We start from the raw sequence: 18,438 nt of genomic DNA on the forward strand, positions 1-18,438 counted from the left end.
TTAATCCGTATGTACTAGACGGAAAAACTAACTTTTCTATTATTCTTGAAGTAAAAAACTTGTGATCCTATATAGCCGAATCACAAGTTTTTAAGAAAGTCTTTTTAATTAATCATCTATTTAAATCATAATCATGATTTTTATTATTGCTGTTTTCCAGCTATTTTCATAACTGTAGATAAAAGCACTTTTGCTCCGGCACCCATATCTTCATCTGTCACGTATTCATCAGGGTGATGACTAAGGCCATCTTTACAACGAACAAAAATCATCGCAACATTCGTCACATCGGCTAACGCCATTGCATCATGACCAGCACCACTCACTAGCTTGATAACGCTTCCACCCTGTTCACTAATTGATTGTTCAATTAAGGTCATGATTTCTTCGTTACAGTATACCGGGTCAGCTTCCATTACTTGTTCAAATGTAATTTGCAATCCTCTATTCTCAGCTATTCTTTCACTTTTCATTAAAATAGCATCAATCGCTTTTTGTTTACGTTCAACATTTAAATCCCGAATATCGAGCGTTCCTGTAACGAAACCAGGTATGACATTACTCGCACCAGGACTAACTGTAAGTTTACCAACTGTTGCAACTAATGGTTCGTTTTCGAGTGCAATTTTCTCGATAAAAGAAATAAGTTCACTTGCACCTAAAAGGGCATCTTGTCTAATACCAACAGGAACTGTCCCTGCATGACCCGGTTTTCCAATAATGTCAAAAGAAAATCTTGTCGCACCGGCAATCCCAGTAACGACTCCAACAGCCTCATTTTCCTTCTCAAGAACAGGTCCCTGTTCGATATGAAGTTCTAAATAAGCAAGAAGTTCCTCAGGAGTACGTCTTGCGTTTTTATAAGCATCTGGATCAGAAATTCCAATTGCTTTTAAAGCTTCAGCAATTGTGATTCCATTTTCATCTGTTCTTTCCAAATCTTCTGGAGTAAAAGTTCCAGCGATTGCTTTGCTTCCAAGGAAAGTTGAATGAAATCTTACTCCTTCCTCATCACAGAAACCAACTACCTCAATTGGATTGTCTAAAATAATTTCATTATCGCGAAGGTATTGAACAACTTCTATTCCCGAAATAACACCTAAAATTCCATCATACTTACCTGCTTCAATGACACTATCTAAATGGGAACCAATCATTAAAACGGGTGCTGTTGGAATTTTCCCTTCATAACGGCCGATCATATTATTAAGACCATCTTTTCTTACTGACATCCCTGCTGCTTTCATCCACTCTTCAACAAGTTTTTCGGCTTTCGTACTTTCTATGGTGAATGGTAATCTTGTGACACCGACAGTAGTAGATGAACAACGAGCAAGTTCTTCAATTCTAGTACTGATTCTTTTCGCATCAATGTTCCGCTGCAGTTTAAGCAAACAAATACTCCCCTTCCTATTTAATCAAAATAAGATCATAGTGTTGTTTATAACAAAAGGTAATTTTTAGTAGAATCATAACATCCTAGGCAGATGATAGACAATAGGGGAATCACAAACGAGTTAAACGATTGATTCATTCGTTTAGTTTTTGTGTATTTTTCAATTTGATATTACTCAGCGACAAGTACAAATACTTGTCGCTGAGTGAAGCAGTTGCAATTTAATGAGAAAGACTTACGAAGCGTCCTTTTGTTGAATGCACTAATGACCATGCATCAATAAGCGTACGTTTTGACTGGGCAATGACAATATCTGATGACTCTGTACCAACTGGTTTTACCTCAAAGGCAACAACATTCTTATTCCCTTCACCGATATAACCAATTTCTAATAGAGCTCGTAAGTACTCTGCTAATTCTGGAACATCTACTTCACTTCCTGGATAGCCGAAACGAGGATGCTGATCACCATAGGCAGGATCAGAAGTATCTTTAATGTAGCAATTTCCGATATGTGCATGATTAATATAGTCACGAGCAACCGTTAATGCATCAATTGACGTTTCGCGCTGCATTGGTAAATGACTTAAATCAAGCATTAAACCAAAAGTAGGATCTACTTTACGAACCTCTTTTGCCACTTCAACAGCAAGTTTATTAGAACCGATTAAACATTTTTTATCTGTCTCATCATCAAATGTTTCAAGTGAAAGAATAAGATCACCTTTAGATCTTGCATATTCACATAATTCTTTAATCGATTCTGTTAATAATTGTAACGCAGTATCTTGATCAGCATCTGGCTTTGCACCGCTTAAGAAACCAAATTTAGAAGCATTTAATTCGTAAGCCTGGTCAATTCCACCTTTCACTAATTCGATCGCTCTTCTACGCTCAGCTTCATCAAAAGAGTTAAGGTTTCCTTTGTTTCTTAAAAGAATTGGTTGTGCACCAAATCCGACTTTCATTCTGCCAGATTCTAAAATTTGCGCAACCTCTTTACGATCTTCAAGGTTGTTAATAGATGTAATCTCAATTCCAGAGAAGAAATCATCTTGCACAATTTTCTTAACTGTTTCAACAGTTGGACCGTCTCCACCCATTGTTTCAGGATAAGCCATAAAATGGACAATTCCGACTTTCATTGAATTATGAAGATTTGCTGACATGTTTTCGCCGATTTTTCGGCTTCCCTCCTTTAATATTAAAACTTTTACGTTAATTTGATTCCATTTACATAACCGTTATTTGACAAGATTAGCTTTGAAGCAATTGGAAAATGACCAATTGCTTCATTACGTTCTCAGAGATTTATAAAGTAATAATTATTTAGAATAGTTGATTTTATCGGAATACTTAAATCCGTTAAGTGCCCCGTTATTAGAGAACTCACATGCTTTTTCAGGATCACCATCAACTAGTACTTCGATAATATATGGTTTACCTGAGTCAACTGCACGTTGTAATGCTGGTTTGATATCATCATAATGAGTAACGAGCTCACCACGAACACCCATTCCTGCTGCAGTTTTAACGAAGTCAATTCCCCGTTCACTATGTTCACCATCAGTTAATTCGTTCTTGTATTCTAAGTCAGTCGAAATGCGGCGGTTATCATAGAACCAGTTTTGTTGTTGACGAATTAATCCAAGTAATGAGTTGTTCATACAGAAAATGATGACTGGGATATCATGCTTTGCAGCTGTCGCAATATCTTGTAATGACATTCCTAAGCTTCCGTCTCCAAGGATGTTAACACTTTGTCTTTCAGGGAAAGCAAGTTTTGCTGCCATTGCTGCACCAAGTCCCCACCCCATTGTACCTGCACCACCAGTTAATAGGTATGTTCTTGGTTCATACGTTTCAAATAATTGGCAAGACCAGATTTGGCTGATACCGCAGTCATGTGATACAAATGCATCGCGATCTAAGAATTCACGAAGTTCGCGTAATGCACGCTCTTGTCTGATCGGAAGTGTTGTAAAATCCGTTTTACGAGCCCATTTTTTACGCTCTTCCGTTAAGTCAATTTTAGTATCTGCTTCAGCAGTTGCAGCTACAGTAGTCCCAAGTGCTTTATAAGCTTCTGTCAGTTTAACCATGAATGTTTTAACATCAGAAACGATACCTAAAGCAGTTGGTACAACTTTACCAATTTCTTTGTTATCAAGGTTTACGTGGATAATTTTCTTACCGTTTTGTGTAAATACGCCAACATTACCAGTAGAACGGTCAGCAAAACGTCCACCAAGGTTAATAACTAGGTCAGCTTCCACGATTGTTTTGTTACCAAATGGAGTATCAAGCATTGTACCCATACGTCCAGCGAATAATGGGTGATCGTTAGGGAATGTATCCATACCCATACCAGTAGTTACAACAGGGATTTGAAGTTCTTCAGCTAATGCTTTTAATTCAGCAGTAGCGTTTGCAAGGTTAACCCCGCCACCAGAAAGCAATACTGGTCTTTTAGCATCTTTTAATAATTCAAAAGTTTTCTCGATATCCGCATCAGTAGCTTGTGGTAAGTTATCTACAGGAGTAGATGCAATCAGTTCATCGATATCAACTTCGATTTCAACTTTTTGTTGGTCAACTGGTAAGTCAAGTAGAACTGGACCTTTTCTACCTGTAGTAGCAGTTATCCATGCTTCGTGAATAAATTGAGCAGCTTTAGAACCATCAGTTAAACGGTATGCTGCTTTCGTAACTGGTTTAGCCATTTCAACGATAGGAGCTTCTTGGAATTGCATTGTTCCGATTAAACTATTTTTTTGTTGGCCAGTAATAGCAATCATTGGAACTGAATCCATCCATGCACTGTAAAGGCCTGTTAAGAAGTTCGTTCCTCCTGGACCTGAAGTTGCAGCACATACACCAACCTCTCCTGTCGCTCTTGAATAACCGTCAGCCATGAATGCACCAGTTTGCTCATGACGAACAACATATGACTCGATCTTCGTTAATTCTTTTACTGCATCATAGAATGGTAGGATTGCAGCTCCTGGTACACCGTAAAGATGTTTTACTCCTCTTTTTTCTAAATACAATGCAAATAACTCAGCTGCTGTCATTTTTTGTTTAGCCATTTAAAACTCTCCCTTTTGATCGTTTTTAATATTTTCAAAGATTTGAGCAATCGATTCAGTTTCCCCAACATTACCCGGAAATACGATATAAGGTGTATCTTTAAACTTAGCTTCACTTCCAGTTAACCATACTGGCACACCTGCGATTGCTTGACCTAAAATTTTTGCATGTTTGATTTCCAAACCCTTAGTTGCCACATCACTAGAGGTTATACCGCCTTTAGCTATGATAAATTTCGGCTTAACTTTTAGTGAACGAACCACTTCGACCAAAGCACTTGAAACGGTTTGACTAATTTTTAAATTTTCTTCTTTATCTTTGGCAATAATTACATCTCTACTTGTATAAACAAGCGTATCTTGATTAGAAGAAATATTATAATCTACTAATTGACATACTCGTGTTAGCTCTTCAGCTCTTGTTTCTTCATCTATTATTTTCACAACATTAAGTTGGATTTGTTCAATCGGGTATTTCTTCATTAGTTCGTTAATTTGTTCCGTTGTTTTTTTCGTGTGAGAACCTACCACGATAAATCCACCATTGTTACGGCTTTCATCTTTTGAAACAATCTCATCTGCTGACAAATATGGACGATCGTTTATTCCAGTAATCGATTTGACAAAAGATGCTGCAGTTCTAAATAAGAAATGTTTACCAGAATCAATTGCTTTAAGGACAGCTAATGATACGATGTCTAAATCATAATAAGATTTAGCATTCACTATGATAGGAGTATTATTGTTGGCAGAGAGTAAAATCTCGTAAATTTTATCAATACCACCGATATGAATATCTTCTAGTGAAATGTACAATGCGGACTCTGAAGATACGCTGCCATTTGTCTTCTCTTCAATCCATTTTGGTAAATTAGCAGTATTGAAACCGAAAACTGAATCTTTCGCAAATTCCGTTTCACTTACAGGGACAAGCTGGCCATCTACAGCTAAATAATGAGTATTATCTAATGTATAACGATGACCTTCAAAGAAGGCAGGTATAATTAAATGTCCTGAAATCTCAACATTGCCCACTTTAAGAAGCTCATCTTGAAGTACATCAATTTCAAGTGGATAATGTCCTCTTAATGTTGAGTCACTTCTACTAATAATTGAGAAGTTAATACCCATTTCTTTCGTTACTTCAATAATGTTTTGAACAATCTCACTATTGATTTTTTCAGCTTTTTCCGCATTGTAACTTCTTGTATTTGTTAAAATGTAAAGTACACTTCTCTCATCAGATAAACCCTTTTTAATCCATTCTTTGCTCCAGTCTGTAATGACAAAAATATCATGGACAGTTTGGACACCAGTTGGATCATCATCTAAAACGATAAACTTATGTTTTGTTTGTTTTAAATGATCTTTGATTTTTGCACGTAGGCTATCATCCGATTTAGAGAAGAGAGGATTTTCTAAAGTATCCGTTAAATTTGGATATTGGGTTACGTTTGACAAAACCCCTCCCCCTTTCATGATCTAAAAACTAGCTATTTACTTTTTCACCTAATAATTCATTTGCAGTCGAAACAATACGATGTGCTCTTAATTCAAAGAGGTCGAGTAACTCATCCATTTTTCCAGAAACTCCGAAACGGTCATTTGTACCGATTCTTCTCAATTTAGTAGGTTGGCTTTCAGATAAAACTTCAGCAACTGCACTACCTAACCCTCCGATAATTGAATGCTCTTCAACCGAGATAACATTTTTTGTTTTCGCAGCTGATGCTACAATTGCTTCTCTATCAATAGGTTTAATTGTATGAATGTGCAAAAGTTCAGCACTTACACCTTGTTTTTCTAATTCCTCTACTGCTTTTAGAGATTCATCAAGCATAATACCAGTACTGATAATTGTAATATCAGATCCTTCACGGTATTTAATTGCTTTACCGATTTCGAAAGGCTCTTCTTTCTTTGTAACGATCGGAACGGGTAATTTACCAACACGGAGGTAGATAGGTCCATCATGGTAATAAGCAGCTTCTACTGCTTTTTCCATTTCAACAGCATCTGCTGGAACAATTACTGTCATCCGTGGAAGAGAACGCATTAAAGATATATCTTCAAGTGGTAAATGTGTTGCTCCTTCTTGAGCAGCTGATGTACCAGCGTTATGACCGACAATTTTCACATTGTTATTTGAGTAACATACCGAAATTCTCATCTGATCAAACGCGCGTCCAGTAAGGAAGTTTGCATAAGCATTCGCAAATGGTACTTTACCTGCAATCGCCATACCAGCTGCAGTTCCAACTAAATCACATTCAGAAATACCGATGTTAAAAAAGCGTTCTGGAAATCTATTTTTAAATAGATTTGTCATATTTGATTTTGCGCAGTCCGCATCAAGTACTACCAAATTATCATGTCGATCTCCAAGTCTAATTAGTGCATCAGCAAAACCTTTACGTGGTGCTTCTAGATTTGCCATCTTAAGCCAACTCCTTTAAAGCGATTTCTAACTGCTCATCATTTGGAGCCATTCCATGCCAATCATGTGTATCCTCCATAAATGAAACTCCCTTACCTTTAACGGTATGAGCTAGAATTGCAGTAGGTTTACCTTTTGTACGTTTAGCTTCTTTAAACGCATCATTTACAGAATTGATATCATGGCCATCGATTTCAACAACGTGCCAACCGAAAGCTCTAAATTTATCTCCAAGACTTTTAACACCTTTTACATTTTCAACGAAATCATCAAGTTGGATTTTGTTCCAGTCGATTATTGCACAAACGTTATCAAGATTGTAATGTGCACTTGTCATCGCTGCTTCCCATATTTGACCTTCTTGTAATTCTCCATCACCGATCATGCAATATGATCTTCTATTACTACCATCTAGTTTTGCAATTAATCCAACACCATTAGCAACTGATAATCCTTGACCAAGTGATCCTGAAGATATGTCTACACCTGGGATATGCTCTCCACATGGATGTCCATGTAATCTACCGTCTACATCCCTGAATGTCATTAACTCTTCAATAGGGAAGAATCCTTTTTCAGCTAATACCGAGTAAAACACAGGTGTACAATGTCCTTTTGATAGGAAGAAACAATCACGGTCCTGCCAATCTGGATTGTTGGGATCTACATTCATATGTTCAAAAAATAGTACTGACAATAGTTCAGTTGCAGATAAAGAACCACCAGGATGCCCACTTCCGGCATGATTTGTCATTTTAACTATGTGCCTGCGAATTCTTTTGGTTAGATCATTATAAAATTCGCTTTTCTCTTTAGAAAAAACCATTATTACTCCTCCTTCGTTTCATAATAAGCAACGTCGTTTCATTTTATAATCAAAAAAATAAGTTATTTACTGTTGCTTATCAACTAACCATGTTTCTTATTTTGATAATATCATCGTTTTTTGAATATTTCAAGTGTTTGTAATTAAATTTTTTAATTAAAATTTGTTGGAGAACAGAAGATCAGAAGGCCGAGTCTCACCAGCTTTTTGGACGTTAAGAGTATAGAGAAAGCTCCTAATCAATAATTTTCTGCATAAAAAAAGAACTGGTCTTAAAACCAATTCTTACTTCACATCAATCAATTGTCTGTGTAACCAAGCCGCTTGGAAATCTTTTTACCTATATCCATTAAAATTGGTCTAATTTCAGCTAATCTTTCTTCAGTCATTCGGATGCTTGGTCCCGAAATACTTACAGCAGCAGTAATTTTCTTCCGATTATCAAAAATTGGTGCTGCAATACAGGTGACTCCAGGTTCATTTTCTTCCACTTCTATACCATTGCCTTCGTTCCTTATTTTTCCCAATTCCTTAAAAAAAGAGTCTTTATCCGTAATCGTTTGTTCAGTATGTTTTGGTAAACCATACTTGTCAATTATATCTACAATCTCATTTAGCGGCAGATGGGCTAAGATGACCTTCCCAACTGCCGAACAATGCATCGGGGCCCTTCTTCCTACTTGTGAATGTGTTCTAAGGGTTTCACTTCCTTCAAGTTTTTCAATATAGATTACCTCACCTTGATCATATACCGTCAAGTGGATCACTTCATTAAATTGTGATTCTAGCTCTTCCAAAAAAGGTTTAGCTTGAGTTCTCAGGTCAATAGATTCAAGTAGCATCGAGCTTAATTCTAAATATTTATAGCCTAATCTATATTTTTTAGTTTCAGGATTTTGTTCGATGAATCCATGATCTGCAAGAGTACTTAATAATCTGAATATAGAGCTTTTATTTAAATCTAGATTGGCGGCCAGCTCAGTAACCCCCATCCCTTCTTTACGCTTGCTTACTAATGAAATAATTGTTAATGCCCTATCTACTGACTTAACCATTTATATTAAACCCCCGATTTTGGCCTAAATTACTGATCCCGTTTCTTTAACTTACCACAAGAGCAATAACGACCTGATTTATATAAGATGCCACCACTATAATTTTTATTTTCTTCCATTTTATCAGAAAAAATGTTGCGTATAAAGCAATATAATGTTTTATCATGTTACCGCAATCAAGTATTTTTAATATTGCTTTTTGAATCAAGTGTCTGATTTGAAAGTAATTACCAGAGAAATAATCTGATTTTGTCGCCTATCACGGCTATTGGCGACACTTTTACTCCGGTTCTCCCCGTTTTTGGCGCCTATCCGGCTTATTAGCGACACTTTGGCTCCGGTTCAATCTGATTTTGTCTCCTATCACGGCTATTGGCGACACTTTTACTCCGCGGTTCTCCCCGTTTTTGGCGCTTATCCGGCTTATTGGCGACACTCTGGCTCCGGTTCCAGATAACCTTTTTAAAAACAACAATCTTTTAGAAAACAGCCAAAATAAAAAAAGGTATGACACCATAAAGAACACCATTCATGCCCTTTTAGGTCAACCTTCTTTAAGAGATAAGCACAAGCACCTTAATTAGTTTCAACCTTTGACTTCAAGGAGTAGGCGCTAGCAGTTGCTTCAGCGACATGATGTCGTAGTAACTGCTCTAGCGTATCCTGTGCGTCGGACTAGAAACAACAAAAATGGTCCAAATATATATACTTTTATACTAAAACAAAAAACTAAACTATGTTTCTACGAAACTATTCTTTTCAGAAATAAACTATCATAGGCAGACGATGACAAATTTGCAGCAACATTTACTTTGATAGTTACTGAAATGAGAATAAGACCAGAGATAGCCATGATGTATGGATTTTTAATTGTCTAAGAAATGAAATCACATCTGAATCATCTAACGTCCAAATGTGGACCTGTCTGGATTGAAAAAAGCTTACATTGACTCAAAAACCGTACCCTTTTTGAATTTTGTGTCTTTAAATGCAAACTTCGTAAGAAGAATATAGGCAATACCTGCCACTACCACACCAATAATCCATGCCAGTTCCACTTTTAAAAAGGCGGCACCGGCGCCAATACACATTGCAAGCACTGCGGCTGGATTCATTCCAGCAAATGGACCGTCTTCCTTGTACAAATCTGTAACATTTACTTTTTGTTTTCTAAATATATAATAATCGATTAATAAAATCGAAACAATTGGACCTAAAAATGCTGAATAGATAAGAATGAACATCCCAAGACCCTTTGCTGAAGTATCCTGTACAAGCACCCAAGGGAATGCGCATAATGCAAGTAGCCCACTTATTGTAACAGCAGCTTTATATTTCATTTTTGTAAGCAATGTAATAACATAGGCCGGCGGAATAATATTAGCCACCATGTTTGTTGCAATCGTACCCATAACAATAAATGCAGATACAAAGATTGTAATATAAGAGTTATCAACCACGATCGCAAACGCTTTCACAGGATTGGAGATCCCAGTTGCAGAAGCAAGCATTGCGCCGATGCAAAGTACGAAGCCATACGCGATTAAAATAGCTGAAAAGTATAAAAACCAGCGCTTTCCGTCTTTAATGCCCGACTTGAGCTCTCTTGAATAGTCCGCTGCGCTTAAAAAAATAGCCGCATAATTTCCCATAAACATCATGATGAATCCAAAGAATGGCAATCCCCATGAGCCTTTTGCATGAACCCATTTTTCTGTAATAACGGCGCTATGAGATGTTAAAAGAAGTCCAAATACATACACTAGTGCTAGCATGATAACAATTGAGGTAAGGGATTCTACCCATTTAATGGCATGGAAGCCGTACAATGAAAGCACAATTTGCACCACCTGAAGAACTACAAAGCAAATGGCAACATGATCAAAAGCGCCGCCCGTAATAATCTTCGCGATTTCATTTAAGGCAGTACCGCCGATCCAACTTTGAAGACCATACCAAACGATGGCGGGAATTCCGCGCAAAAGCGATGAAATGATTGAGCCTTTCAGCCCGAAGGACATTCTGAGCTGTACAACATATGGTATTCCAGTTTTGTATCCGAGCCTGTCATTTAAAGCAAAAAAAGTTGAAATGATACAAATTGATATGATAGCTGCGACAAAAGTTTGAAAGAGGTTTAGCGTTGCGGTTCCCGCTACAACCAAACTAGCTCCAAGCGTCATATTGCCTAAATTAACACCGTCTCCAATCCACATTAACATATAGGATATCGGACCTACCGTCCTATCCTCTTCGTTTTTCGGTTTTAGTGATTCATCCACATCAGTAGTATGTTGGATCTCCGTCTCTTTTGTAACGTAACTTTCTAAAATTGTAGACATTGTACACCTACCCTCTTTTTTTCATTGCTTGCGGACTTTTAAAAAAATGTATTGGTAATTAGGTCTTAGATGTTTACAAATAGGCTTTGATATAATCCTTAAATTTTTTTAACCAATTGTTCCCTTGAGAATTATTTGTGTCTCTATCCTTGGTACAACAGTCGGCCTATTAAAGATCTTGTCAAACATTAATTTGTTTGAAAATCCACTAGTTGTTTGTTACGCAACTGTGTTTCATTTAATAAGTAAAAAAAAAGCATTACTAAATTCACATCAGCATTAAGTTTGAAAATGAACTCGATTATGTGCCGCATCACCTCCTAAAGTCTTTTCTAACAGTAAGCGTTTCCAATTAACATTGTATTAATTTACTATTGAAGAAATATATTCTGTAAATGTGAAAGTATTAGAATCTTATTGCTAAAATGAAGATTCGATTCAATTTCACTAAGGTGCTCAGATGCTACATTCTGAAAGACGACCATACCTTTAGTTACTGGTATTAAAATAGCATTTCCCAATTGAAAAAGTCTAATCATCTCTTTGTTCCCCTATAGGCAACAGCGTTTCTTTTTGGGAGTATAATATTATTTTATTACTCTAAATATTCTACAAATTTATATTATCACCAATAACTTCGTTTTTCAATATACACTATTTAAAAATTGGGAATATTTTTTAGTTTAATAATTACAATAGTAAAACTATTTTACGGTAAAAAAATAGTCCCCTCACTGGGGACTACAAAATAATTAAATTGAAATGTCTTGAGTCTGGAAATAATAGTTTTTGATGCAATAAATATCTTCTTTGAAATTATATGAAAAACAATTCATCCATCAATCTAGTAAATAATCACTTTTTAACTTTTATAATTGACTTAACTGCTTCTAAAGCCGCTTCATAGTTAGGATGTTCCGTAACTTCTTGAACGTATTCAACATACTGCACGATATCTTCTTGGTCTACAACGAATACTGCACGGCATTCTAAACGATATTCCTTCATATAAGTACCATAAGCTGTTCCAAATGACATGTTAATATGATCTGAAAAGGTTTGTACCTGTTCTAGTCCTGCAGCTGCACACCATCTGTTTTGTGCAAATGGAAGATCTGCACTAATTGTTAACACTTCCACATCATTTCCTAGATTGCTAACTGCTTCGTTAAATTTCCTTGTTTGTGCGTCACATACTCCTGTATCAAGAGAGGGTACACAATTTAAAAGGCGGACTTTCCCATTTGAATCTTCAAGTGTAACTTTTGAGAGATTATTTGCTAATACTTCAAAATTTGGTGCTTTATCACCAACACGAATTTCGCTTCCAATCAACGTAACTGGATTACCTGCAAAAGTTACCATACCAGATCTTTCTTGAGCCATATTTTTTTCCTCCTAATTCCTTAGCAATTCTTCTAAAAATAAGATTAGCTTCCACGATAAGTACTATATACACCCGTGTTGTTAAATGTACATTCATGCTTTTAATAGCCAGATTCAATTATAATAAGTGATTAAAGGACTTTTTTTGTCTGTCTAAAATAAAATAGGTTACTATTTTCATGTAATGTCACTTCTTAAACAAAGTATGAACCACTACCGTTACTTAATAAAAAGTTTTCAATTTTATCCTCTACTATGTTTTGAACAACCTTTTGAACTAAAGTTAATGTTTCAGTAGGTAGTTCAGCCCACTCCTTTTCAGTAACATAATTTTCTCTATTGAGAGCTTGTATCATGGCATGTTCTAAATCTGTTGCAATATTCACTTTACTAATTCCACCGTTAGGAATTCGAATTGCATTCTTAATTACCTCTGATGGAATGCCTGAACCGCCATGTAACACTAAAGGTACAGATGTTAATGCACGAATTTCAATTAAACGTTCAATATCAATTTTTGGATCTTTAACAAGATAGACCCCATGTGACGTCCCTACAGAAACCGCTAATGCATCTACTCCTGTCTCTTCAACAAACTGTTTTGCTTCTTCAGGTTCTGTAAATAGCTCTTCATCAACGTCTGTTTCAATAAAATCAGTTGTCCCAATTTTGCCTAATTCAGCTTCAACAGTTACGCCTTTTGAATGTGCATACTCAACAACCCTTTTTGTTATCTCGATATTTTTCTGAAATGGTTGCTCTGATGCATCAATCATAACGGATGTAAATCCAACTTCGATCGCTTCCGAAATTACATTGAAGTCCTTCGTATGATCTAAATGTAATACAGCAGGGATTTTAATATCCTCCTCTTGAACAGCACGATAAAACTCTCGGCTAAATTCCGCTAAATTAATTCCATATCGTTCTTGCTCCCTCTCAGAAGTCTGAACAATAACTGCAGAATTCCTTTCTTGGGCCGCTCTAAGAATAGGAGCTATCATCTTAGTAGCTCTAGGAGTAAATGAACCGACAGCAAAATGATTTTGCGTAGCCAATGCAAGGACTTTAGTCAACGAACAAACATTATTAGCTTTTAAATTTGTTTTCATTCATTTCTTACCACCTTTCTGTTGGAGATACACTAATTTTAGATTTTAACTCTTTTTGAAACGGGTTAAGTTATTTCTTTCACGCCCTTTTTGTTACTCAATAAACAACACCGTTTCATTTTATTTTAATCGTTTATCAAGAATATTGCAAAAATTTTTACTCTTTCCTCCACTAACTGAAAAAATTAATGCATACGCAAAAGATTTTAATAATGCATCCCGTTTACTATTTAGAACCATAAGATTTTTTAATAAATTTTTTCGGTTTTCTTATTTAACGTCTATTGTAGGCTCTAAATTCACTGGTTCTTCTTTTGGCTTACCGCTAATAGTCAACGCGGTAATAGCTGCTAAAACTAGAGCAGCTATCAACATAATGAATGAGGAATTGAACGCACCAGTTGTTTCAATCATATCGCCCATTACTAAGTACCCATCAGATATAAATTTTGACGTCTTTGTTTTAGCAAAATGTTAATTTAATATGTATTAATAAAGACACTGTCCCATACTTTTTCTTGTGAATTAGAGTCCCCTATGTAAAGTTAATTAAAAATTCCACATCACTCTCTACCGTAAAAAGTACCCCTTTTACCTTATTGCTGTTGCAACTATCCATACATGACCGAATGGATCTTCAATTTTTCCAACACGATCTCCATGTGGTAAGTCCTTAATCGGCCTAAGGGATGTTGAACCTAAACTCACAGCCCTTTCCACCACATCGTCGACATTATTTACGTATAAATAGATGATTACTGGTGTTCCCCCAAGCGCTCTTGCTGCATGATTATGTCCAGCAAATTCATCTGCTATCATGATACGTGCATTTCCGACTTTCACCTCGGAATGCTCAATTTTCCCATCACTATTGACCATCCTAGTGACCTCGTTGGCCAGAAACACTTTTTTGTAGAACTCAATTGCATTTTTAGCATCATGTACTGCCAACATCGGGATTATAGTTGAATTGTCACTGCTCATTTATTAACTCCTCCTTAGTCATTATAAGAATCTTTTTATCCTCTAAAATAACTGCATTAAACTGGCCGATAAACGGCTTCATATATAAGTAAGGCACCATTCAATTAGGGATTAATCTAATATCAGAGTGTTGTTTTCATATAAATAGGGGTCACAATCGGCATGCAGTCCGAATTGTAACCCTTAAATAGTTAAATGATGTTGTATTTAAGCTTCATGATTAAATTGCCATTGGATGTTGTACTTATCAGTTAAGCTACCTTTACAGCAAACCTTCCTTAAAAGGCGTGATTTTTCTTACTCCTGATAGCAACAATAATTTCGAAAACAGACTTAACAAAAGATACATAAACTAAAAGGTGATTTTAAAACCTTTTAAGGAATTAGTTCATTTTCCCTTTTTAAAGCAGATTACACTTCGTCCTAACATTGAAATTGAAAAAAGAGAATCTTGTTTTAGGATTACAACTAATGGCAGCTGGTTCTTAAAGTTACGCGCCTGATTCTTGAATAGCATTTTTGTTAGAATGTAATTTAAAAACTGGATTCAGTGCGCAAACTAAGTTTAGAAATGAAATAACTTCTGAAAGTACAAAAACTAGCAGGTACCGCTTTTTTACAGAATGACGATATCAGCTCTTTTGAGCATTCATTGCTTCCCATTCTTCTTTGCTAGGACCATATACGCCAGGAACTTTTATGTCAGCTTGTCTCATAAGGACAGTTAATTGTCCGCGATGATGAGCCTGATGCTGAATGAGCAGACGGAAAACAGCTTGTACCGGCATATCCATTCCAAATAAATTCACCATTTTGTTCATATTTTCATCTGAAACCTGTTCTGAAAACGCTTGTGCTAACCGCTGACTTACTGTTTTGTAGGTCTCGCTGATTTCAGCAGCTGATTTTGGTGCCTCTTTTTGAAGATCTGGAACCTCAAATTTTAATCCAACCTGTGAAGGAAAGTAGTAAGTTGCACCAGTAATGTGCCAAGCCAGGCTTCCAATACTGTATAGTCCTGGAGAAACCTCCTGATTCAACGATTCATCCGTCAGCACATCCAGCACTTTTTGGGTAACAGCTGCTTCTTGTTTCCATTCATTTAAAAAATCATTAACTGATGTAAACATTCCATTTCCTCCTTAAATGAGCAAATCCTTCATATTTTAACAAGTCTTTCAAGTTCATTGTATCATGTTCAACTGCCATACGCTTCATCAAAAGCTTATTTATAAAAATACTCCAATAAGAACAGTCTAAACCTTTTAACAACATGTATACATCATCCGAAATCCGATGTGCTCAAAACCGATTCTTTTATAAATTACTCCAGCTACAGGATTATCATAGAACAAACAAAGTTCATCTTCTTGCCCTACCTTCCGTCATTGAGGAACCACAATCATGAATCAAAATGAGAAAAGAGCTACGCTTGTAGCTCTTCCATCTCCCTTATTAATCCATCATAAACTCAGCTTTTTGACAAAATTTGTGGTTTGAGACTTTTTGCGAGTGGATGCAAATTGTATGATTATCATCAGTAAAATGATTGCAATCAACCCAAAAATGGCAGATGAAAAGCTGTTGGTAGCATCATGAACCCATCCGAGAAGGATTGGACCAAAAGCACCAATTACATATCCTGCAGATTGTGTCATGGCAGACCAAGATGCAGCTTCATGAGCGTTATTTGTTGCATCTATTGGCAAAAGAAGGTTGATGGGAAACAACCCACCTGCACCAATACCGATAAAGGCTGAAGCGATCCATGGTTCAACATGTAATACAAGTAAAATTAGACCCGCAAGTTCAAGCAAAGATCCGATCACCAACCACAAGCGCCGTGATGAAAAATTCTTTAACAACATAGGTAACACCAGATTTACTGGAATTTGAATCACAACGAATACAGTAAAAGAAGTCTCTGCGTAAGATTTTGTGTATCCCATTCCTTGGATCATCTGAGGAAGCCAGGCTGTATACGAGTAAAATAGCATAGCCATCAAACCAAATGACAAAGTTAGGATCCAGGCCTTACCGTTCCTCCATGGCAAATTGGTTTTTGCACCTGCTAAATCAGTTTGAGCTGATTTTTTTACTTGAAGTTGAACAAAGAACCACCAGATAATAGCAGCAACGAAAGCGATTATCGACCAAAATGCAAGTGAACTCTTCCAGGAGTGAAAGGTTTTCTGAAGCGGTGATGAAAGTGCAGAACTAGAGGCAGCCCCCAAAGTAAGTGCCACCGAATATATGGCAATTAAAGAAGGGACATTCTTAGGAAAATACTGTTTAATAAATCCGGACAATAGCGGACCTATGAATGCGATCCCTATTCCAGCAATCAAGGATGAGATGATCAAGAATGATACGGAGTTCGTAAACATTCGAATGACAGTACCAACGCCAATTACCACCAGTGACAAGCCGATGATCCGTTCTATTCCCCATTTACCTCCAGCTTTTACAGCGACCGGGGAAAAAAGCCCCATACAGAAGACTGGTATAGAGGTTAGCAGACTAGCTATCGCCGCACTCATTACAAGCTCTCCCCGAATACTTTCGATCAATGGAGAGATTGAGTTAATTGCCGGACGTAAATTTAGTGCAGCAATAAATAAAGCGATAATCATTAATATATTTTTTTTCATGTTTTCTCCTTTCGATACCCGCCACTCCCCTGTAAATTACAATGAGTGACTGATAAAAAATGCTTCTATGCTGTGGCATGAACAAATCATACTTGAGAGTAAATCATTTATCAATTATATTAAATTTATAATAATGATTTGTTTTATAAATGATAATGAAACATTTTCTTATGGGAGCTGGTCTGATGGAACTTAGACAACTAGGATATTTTATTGCGGTATGTGAGGAGCTTCATTTTACAAAGGCAGCTGATAAAATAGGTATATCTCAGCCTAATTTGAGTTTGCAAATTAAAGCGTTGGAAGAAGAAATTGGAACGCCTTTATTAGACCGTATCGGAAAGCGGATTGTACTAACTGAATCAGGGTCGATCCTGCTTAAGTACACTCGGAACATGTTTCAAAATCTTCAAAACGCGCTCATTGAGATGGAAGACCTCCGGCATAAACGAGGCGGAAGCCTTGGAGTCGGCGCATTGCCCTCCGAGCTTGATTTTCGTCTGACCCCAATGTTTATTAATTTTTGTAAGAGATATCCGAATGTAAAGCTGAAAATCATCTCGGAAGTAGAAATAGCCCAGCTGGTGTTGAATAACGAAATTGATATCGGGATTGCCGTGAAGCCTTTATTCGATAGCCGCTTAGTCATACGCCCATTATCCAGAGAAGAATACGGTGTAGTTGTGGCAAAGGAACATAAGCTTTCCAGTAGAGAATCCATTTCCTTGAAAGAGCTTAATGGGCTGCCCGTTGTTTTATATCCAAAAGGGTTATGGGGCAGGGACTTTTTAGAAAACTATTGTCAACAGCATGGATTCAATTTGAATGTGGTGGTAGAAACGAGCTCCAATCCTTCCCTTTTTAATTTTGTAAGAGAAAATATAGGAGTAACCATCCAAGCATATTCACTGCTTGAATCCATCGATCATCTCAACCTTCGTTTTATCCGCATTCACGACCATCCGCCTGTTAGGGAAATGAGCATCATTTATAGGTCGGATAAATATCTCAACCACGCAGCACAAGCATTTATTCATTTTGCTGAGGAATACTTAAAAGAGCATTAAGTTTTAGGGAAACGAGTCATTTAAAATGCTTATTAACATTCAATAATTAAGGCTCTTTTCGTAAACTTTGTTGCTTTTGGACCTTAATAAGGG

Annotated in this window: 15 protein-coding genes and 1 pseudogene; 1 reads left to right on the forward strand and 15 read right to left on the reverse strand. The window is 36.6% G+C overall.

From position 1 onward, the window contains the following. Positions 1–143 precede the first annotated feature (143 nt). From BIV60_RS18465 to BIV60_RS18525, 15 genes and pseudogenes are all read right to left on the reverse strand, one after another. Positions 144–1,394: an allantoate amidohydrolase gene (locus BIV60_RS18465; RefSeq protein ID WP_071357181.1), complete on the reverse strand. Its 1,251-nt coding sequence runs from the start codon at positions 1,392–1,394 to the stop codon at positions 144–146. Between the two features lie 223 nt (positions 1,395–1,617). After that, positions 1,618–2,565: a sugar phosphate isomerase/epimerase family protein gene (locus BIV60_RS18470; protein WP_071357182.1), complete on the reverse strand. Its 948-nt coding sequence runs from the start codon at positions 2,563–2,565 to the stop codon at positions 1,618–1,620. Positions 2,566–2,721: 156 nt separating this feature from the next. Further along, positions 2,722–4,470, reverse strand: coding sequence for a thiamine pyrophosphate-binding protein (locus BIV60_RS18475; RefSeq protein ID WP_256218462.1), 1,749 nt, complete (start codon positions 4,468–4,470; stop codon positions 2,722–2,724). Between the two features lie 15 nt (positions 4,471–4,485). Further along, positions 4,486–5,946 (reverse strand): four-carbon acid sugar kinase family protein, encoded by a 1,461-nt coding sequence (locus BIV60_RS18480; RefSeq protein ID WP_071357184.1) that lies wholly within the window; start codon positions 5,944–5,946, stop codon positions 4,486–4,488. 28 nt (positions 5,947–5,974) lie between these two features. Further along, on the reverse strand, positions 5,975–6,922 hold the full coding sequence (locus BIV60_RS18485) for a transketolase family protein (protein ID WP_071357185.1): 948 nt from the start codon (positions 6,920–6,922) through the stop codon (positions 5,975–5,977). A 1-nt stretch (position 6,923) separates the two neighbouring features. After that, a complete protein-coding gene (locus tag BIV60_RS18490; RefSeq protein ID WP_071357186.1) occupies positions 6,924–7,748 on the reverse strand; it encodes a transketolase in 825 nt (274 codons plus the stop codon). A gap of 299 nt (positions 7,749–8,047) precedes the next feature. Beyond that, complete coding sequence (locus BIV60_RS18495; protein WP_071357187.1) at positions 8,048–8,803, reverse strand: IclR family transcriptional regulator; 756 nt, start codon at positions 8,801–8,803, stop codon at positions 8,048–8,050. Between the two features lie 941 nt (positions 8,804–9,744). Next, positions 9,745–11,145: an NCS1 family transporter gene (locus BIV60_RS18500; RefSeq protein WP_071357188.1), complete on the reverse strand. Its 1,401-nt coding sequence runs from the start codon at positions 11,143–11,145 to the stop codon at positions 9,745–9,747. 855 nt (positions 11,146–12,000) lie between these two features. Continuing rightward, positions 12,001–12,531: a thiol peroxidase gene (gene tpx / locus BIV60_RS18505; RefSeq protein WP_083402320.1), complete on the reverse strand. Its 531-nt coding sequence runs from the start codon at positions 12,529–12,531 to the stop codon at positions 12,001–12,003. A gap of 194 nt (positions 12,532–12,725) precedes the next feature. After that, the gene (locus tag BIV60_RS18510; RefSeq protein ID WP_071357189.1) at positions 12,726–13,643 is read right to left on the reverse strand and encodes a class II fructose-bisphosphate aldolase; all 918 of its coding nucleotides are present in this window, start codon (positions 13,641–13,643) and stop codon (positions 12,726–12,728) included. A gap of 270 nt (positions 13,644–13,913) precedes the next feature. Beyond that, positions 13,914–14,066, reverse strand: a complete 153-nt coding sequence (locus BIV60_RS29215) for an MFS transporter (protein WP_141770493.1) — start codon at positions 14,064–14,066, stop codon at positions 13,914–13,916. Between the two features lie 168 nt (positions 14,067–14,234). Further along, positions 14,235–14,627 (reverse strand): VOC family protein, encoded by a 393-nt coding sequence (locus BIV60_RS18515; RefSeq protein ID WP_071357190.1) that lies wholly within the window; start codon positions 14,625–14,627, stop codon positions 14,235–14,237. 632 nt (positions 14,628–15,259) lie between these two features. Beyond that, entirely contained in the window at positions 15,260–15,757 is a 498-nt protein-coding gene (locus tag BIV60_RS18520; RefSeq protein ID WP_071357191.1) for a DinB family protein, read from the reverse strand. A gap of 135 nt (positions 15,758–15,892) precedes the next feature. After that, a pseudogene (locus BIV60_RS30530) lies at positions 15,893–15,991 on the reverse strand (GNAT family N-acetyltransferase); the annotation flags it as partial. A 99-nt stretch (positions 15,992–16,090) separates the two neighbouring features. Then, on the reverse strand, positions 16,091–17,278 hold the full coding sequence (locus BIV60_RS18525; protein WP_071357192.1) for an MFS transporter: 1,188 nt from the start codon (positions 17,276–17,278) through the stop codon (positions 16,091–16,093). Between the two features lie 185 nt (positions 17,279–17,463). On the opposite strand from BIV60_RS18525, the gene BIV60_RS18530 reads away from it, so the two are divergent. Next, on the forward strand, positions 17,464–18,345 hold the full coding sequence (locus BIV60_RS18530) for a LysR family transcriptional regulator (RefSeq protein WP_071357193.1): 882 nt from the start codon (positions 17,464–17,466) through the stop codon (positions 18,343–18,345). Positions 18,346–18,438 lie beyond the last annotated feature (93 nt).

Origin of the sequence: Bacillus sp. MUM 116, from assembly GCF_001866655.1 — a bacterium.
Classification (GTDB): domain Bacteria; phylum Bacillota; class Bacilli; order Bacillales; family Cytobacillaceae; genus Neobacillus.